At 54.4% G+C, this 4,531-nt stretch carries 4 protein-coding genes; 1 reads left to right on the top strand and 3 read right to left on the bottom strand.

All coding sequences use genetic code 11. The annotated features are described in order from the left end of the window. Window positions 1-264: hypothetical protein (locus K4305_RS11000; RefSeq protein WP_331562495.1), on the top strand; the 264-nt coding region annotated here is incomplete at its 5' end. A gap of 454 nt (window positions 265-718) precedes the next feature. Here the strand turns inward: K4305_RS11000 and K4305_RS11005 are convergent. The 3 genes from K4305_RS11005 to K4305_RS11015 all read right to left on the bottom strand — a co-directional run. Next, complete coding sequence (locus K4305_RS11005; RefSeq protein ID WP_331562496.1) at window positions 719-3,133, bottom strand: GumC family protein; 2,415 nt, start codon at window positions 3,131-3,133, stop codon at window positions 719-721. Between the two features lie 70 nt (window positions 3,134-3,203). Continuing rightward, window positions 3,204-3,773, bottom strand: coding sequence for a polysaccharide biosynthesis/export family protein (locus K4305_RS11010; RefSeq protein WP_331562497.1), 570 nt, complete (start codon window positions 3,771-3,773; stop codon window positions 3,204-3,206). Window positions 3,774-4,320: 547 nt separating this feature from the next. Then, window positions 4,321-4,531 (bottom strand): hypothetical protein (locus tag K4305_RS11015; RefSeq protein ID WP_331562498.1); only part of this gene is annotated, 211 nt, incomplete at its 5' end.

Here is a 4,531-nt window from a genome sequence, read left to right on the forward strand (position 1 = left end):
CTCTTCAATCCCTCCCCAATCCCCAATCAGCGGGAACCGCGATCACCCTCTCCCTACCTCCCCCAAATCACGCAACTTGAGCAAGAAAACAACGTCCCCAACTATGGCTCCACATCAATCCGTGCCAATCCGTGTAAATCCATGGGCAACATCCCCCCTCTTCAATCCCTCCCCAATCCGTTTTCAATCAAGCGGGAACCGCGCTCTTCCTCTTCTGGGCTGGATAGCGAGATAGCTGGATGGCTCAATGGCAAGAAAGCATAACCCATAACGCTTAACCCGATCTCACCATCTTCAATCCGTGCCAATCCGTGTAAATCCGTGGGCAACCTCTTCACTCTTCAATCCCTCCCCAATCCGTTTTCAATCAAGCGGGAACCGCGCTCTTTCTCTTCTGCTGAATAACCCGACAGCGCAATACCTGAAAACCATAACACAACCCCAGACACCACCTCACCCATCAATCCGTGCCAATCCGTGTAAATCCGTGGGCAACAACCCCCTCTTCAATCCCTCCCCAATCCGTTTTCAATCAGCGGGAACCGCGCTCTTCCTCTTCCATAAACAAATTGGCGGTTGATTCGCACAAGCTTTGCCTGTAGAAATCAACCGCCTCCATAAAAATCCGTGGGCCAAAATTTTCCCTCCCCGACTCCTGACTCCTGATTCCAATCCGTGGGCAAAACTCTTCCCTGCCTTCCCCCGTCACCCCTCCAGGCTACGACAAATACGGATTCGACTTATAATACCCCTTATACTTATACCCGTACCCCTTGTAACCGTAACGATCATACCCGTACCGTCCCGCATCCGACGAACCGATCAGCGCCACTCCGAGCAACAGCGGCTTCAGGTAATCCAGCTTCACAATCTCCTCGAACGGCTTGCGCAGCGAATAGCCCATCTTCGACACCATCAGAATGCCGTCAACAGCCTTCGACAGCAGCGCCGTATCGCTGATAAGCAGCAGCGGCGGCGTATCCAGAATCACAAAATCGTACAGCTCCTCGAACATCGCCACCGTATCGAGCATCCTGTTCGACCCAAGCAGCTCGTTCGGGTTAGGCACCGACGAACCCGCAGGCAGCACGAACAGATTCTCATGCACCGTATTCCGCACCAGGTCGGCAATATCGCCCTTCTGCCCCGTCAGGTAATCCGTCAGACCGGGGATCCGGTTCAGGCTGAAATTCACATGCTGCGACGGACGGCGCAGATCGCAATCCACCACCAGCACGCGCTTGCCGATAAGCGCAAACGCAAGCCCAAGGTTCGAAGCAACCGTCGATTTACCCTCCGACACCGTCGTACCCGTCACCAGAATCGACTTCAGCGGATCGTCGGCCCGCGAAAAACTGATAGCCGTACGCAAATCCCTGAAACTCTCGGCAAACGCCGACGACAGACTGTCGGTAATGAGCAGCGCAGGTTTGTCGCCCGTGTCTTTCGACTTCGCGGGCGACCCTTGCCCGCTGCCGCTCTTCTTCAAAAGCCCCTCCGGAATGCTCCCCGAAAGCGAATCGATGCCCGACTTCACCGACTTCATCACGCCGTTGCCGCCCGAACCCGCAAGACCCTCCTTGCCCTCGTAAAACGGAATGTACGCCAGCGTCACCAGGCTGTGATCGTCGAAGAACTTGCCATCCTTCACCGTCTGATCCTGCATCTCCGTCATAAACACCACGCCGCCGCCGAGGCCGAGCCCCAGCACCATCGCCACCAGCAGAATCTTCTTCAGGTCAGGCGCCTCCGGCCTCTCGGGCGGAAAAGCCTCGCCCACAATCACCACATGGCCCACTTCAGAGGCAATCTGAATGCGCGACTCCTCATGCTTCTGCTTCAGGAAGGTATAGGTATTGCTCACCACCTCGCGGTCGCGCTGCAGCCTTGCGTAATCGAGCTGCTTCTTCGGCAGCTGGTTCAGCTGCCCCTCGTAATTGTTCTTCAGCCGCTTCAGCTCCTGCCCGGCATAGTTCAGCTCCGCAAGCCTGATATCCGACTGCAGCTGCTCCGAAATCAAGTCGAACTGATACTGCTTCGCCCTGCCAGCATAAGCAAGCTCGCCGGCAATCTTGCCGCGGGCAATCTGCTCCAGCTGCGCCTTCATCTGATCGATCTGCACCCGGCGAGCCTTCACCTCCGCATTGCTGAGCCCCTTCTCCTGCACCAGCATCATATAATCCGCCTCCTCCTGCTTGATGCGATCCTGCACCGAACGAAGCTGCGAATTCACCGACTGCGCAATACTGGCGCTCAGCGTCTTCTCCTCACCCGACAACCGCTGCTTGATAAAATCAAGCCGCTTCTTCAGAATGTTATACTCCGCCATCACCTCGTTGTACTTCGAATCCACCTCGATCAGCTTCTCCAGCAGCTGCTGCGCGTTGCCGGTCAACTCATAAATCTCCTGCCGCTGCATATAGCCCGACAGCTTGTTCTCCGCAGAAGCCACCTTATCCTGCTGCTTGTTCATCTGCTCGCCCACGAACTGGTTCAGCATCCGCGCCTGCTCGGCATTCCAGGCAATATCCTTCTGCTGGTAAGCCTGGCAGAGCGCATTCGAAAGCAGCGCCGCCTCCTCCGGAAACGGACTCGACACCGACACCTTCAGCACGCTCGTCTCGCGCGAATTCTCAACGCTCACCCGCTTCTGCAGCTCGTGCGCCAACCGCCGCATCCGCTGTTCGTAGGTTTCAGGCGCCTTTGCATCGGCTTTTCCGAAACTGAACTTCGGCAGCCCGCCGCCGAGCGCCATGGCAAGTTTCGACACATAGTGCCGCTCACCGAACAGCTCAAGCGAATCGCGCGCCGCAGCCTTGTCGAGGTTCCGCACCGCCTCCTCGGCAATCGGCATCGACTTCAGCAGCTCGATATCGTTCAGTATCGGCTTGGCAATACCGCTCGACATCGACCCCAGAAGCTGGCTCATGGGATCGTTATTTTTGGAATCCTTCACCAGCACCACCGACGTGGCGCTGTACTTCGGCGTAGCCGATAAATAATACAAAAGCGAAAGCGCCATCACCCCGGCCAGCACCGAAATAATAACGCCCCTTCTGCTCCAGAGCATGCCAAGCAGCTCCTGGATGTTTATTTCCTGTTCGAAATCAGACGGTTTCTGAGCTTTCTGCATCGCTCTTTACCTCGCAAATCGGTAAAATGAATAAAATCGTTACAAATCACAGAATCATAAGCAATCAGCCTCAGTCGGCAGCAACCGCAAACACTGTCGCCACGGACACCGCAATGCCCACAATCCTCAGCGCCATATCGGTATTGATACCCTTGTCCTCGGGCAGAATGATCGTATCGTTCGGCTTGAGGGCTACAAACGACTCGCGGCTCCCTTTCTTGTAATAATCCTTCAGATTGACCTCGTAAGTCTGCTTGCCATTCTCATCCGGCAGCTGACGGTTCACCCGAACCTTCTTCAGGTTAGCCGAATCCTTCGGCCCGCCCACCAGCGACAGCACTGCGGCAATATCGGCATTCTCCTTCACCACCACCTGGCCCGGCTTGTACACCTCGCCCCAGACGTTCACATTCATAAGAATGTTGCCAAGCGCATCGGTAAAATAGGTATCCTGCGGCACCGCATAGGTCGGCACCCCCTGCTGGGCTGGCGGAACCGTCATGCTCGACGACGAAAACAGCGACGGCATCGTCGACGAAGAATTGAACGGCTGAGCCACAGCCACGCCCGCCGGCGCAACCGCAAAAGCAAGCTGTCCGCAAAGCAGCCCCTTTGCACATATCCTGAATAAACGATTCATAAGAAGTCTCTCCAAGGTAGATAAATGTATAAAAACCAGGAATTCATGAGGGTAACACAGGCAATCGGCATCAAAATACCACAAAAACACCAATAATAACAAAAAGAACTACTCCAGAGCCCAAAACAACCCCGGAACAGCACAAACCGCCATTCAAACCAAAACAAAAAAAATGGAATCTGCCCGGGGAAGCAGCAAACGAAATTTAATTATTCCCTCTACCATTCCAAAATCCAACACCACCAGTTCAGGGATAAATCACAACAGCACCCTCACAACCTTTCAAGCGACACTCGCTCGACAGCAAGACAACTGAATAACAAAAACTCTTCAATCCATGAAAATCCAATCCGTGCAAATCCCTAGGCTGGGCAACCTCTTCCTCTTCAATTCCCCAATTTCCAGCGAGCCCTCACGTCATGCAATCTTCATCTGTGAAAATCCGTTTTCAATCAGCGGGAACCGCGTTCCCCCTCTTCTTGCTGAATAACCCGACAGCGCAATACCTGAAAACCATAACACAACCCCCCAGACACCACCTCACCCATCAATCCGTGCCAATCCGTGTTAATCCGTGGGCAAAAACTCTTCCTCTTCCATCCCACAGCTCACATCCCACAATCTTCCCATCCGTGAAAATCCGCTCCCAATCAGCGGGAACCGCGCTCTTCCTCTTTTTGCCGGATAGCGAGATAGCTGGATGGCTCAATAGCAAGAAAAAATAACCCGGAGCACTCACCCCAATAATCTGTGCCAAT

It is taken from the genome of Chlorobium sp., from assembly GCF_036528655.1.
Lineage (GTDB): Bacteria > Bacteroidota > Chlorobiia > Chlorobiales > Chlorobiaceae > Chlorobium.